The 726-nt window shown below is 37.7% G+C and carries 1 protein-coding gene; it reads left to right on the top strand.

The genetic code is table 11. The features are described 5' to 3' along the window. Positions 1–43 precede the first annotated feature (43 nt). On the top strand, positions 44–607 hold the full coding sequence (locus VNE01S_RS18755; RefSeq protein WP_025818696.1) for a hypothetical protein: 564 nt from the start codon (positions 44–46) through the stop codon (positions 605–607). Positions 608–726 lie beyond the last annotated feature (119 nt).

Below are 726 nucleotides of genomic sequence, written 5' to 3'. Positions count from 1 at the left end.
CGTTATATGTTTGAATTGACTAATGTACGAAAGGAAACAAAGAGTGTTTAAAGAACTCAAAAATAAGCATAAAAATCATGTATCTAGTTTAGAGGTGGCATACTCGGAATCTCAAAAGTTATCTTTATCCGCTGAGTTGCTTGAATATCGTGCGCTAGACAAGAATGACTTCAACAAATTATTTCAAATCGTGGACATGCTTCAAGCTCAGTTAGGCTATGACTATTTAGCTGGTGCATGTTTGCTAGTTCATTCAAACCTAAAAAATGCCTTTGCTAGATATGGCTACAAATCTGAAATAATCTTGGGTGATGCAATTGTTAATGGTACGCCATATATGTCTTGTAGCCTAGATGACTTGAAAAAGCAACTTGCAGATGGGGTTGTAAGTAAAGGTCAAAAAATACACAGCTGGTTGCTTTTAGAAAACGGACAGTTTTTTGATGCAACGATTGTTAGAGATCTGACTGATGGAAAAATGGCAGCAGAATTGTATTGTTTTGATGTACATAGTGACGACAATGGTAATGTTATCGAGTACAAACCTCTCTTAGTGGGCTCTGACTTTGTAGAGAGGACTAATCCAGTCTCTTACACACACATATAACAAAGCATTTAAGAGTGATTCCCAACGCTTGGCATTTTTCATTCCATCGTTGGGTTTAATGTTTACGGTGCTATGGTTAGGTTTCGTGGTCGCGTTGCTCACACCTTAATGCGGCGTTA

This window comes from Vibrio nereis NBRC 15637 (assembly GCF_001591105.1).
GTDB lineage: Bacteria > Pseudomonadota > Gammaproteobacteria > Enterobacterales > Vibrionaceae > Vibrio > Vibrio nereis.
Note: the sequence above shows the minus strand (reverse complement) of the source record. Positions and strands in the feature narration are given on the sequence as shown.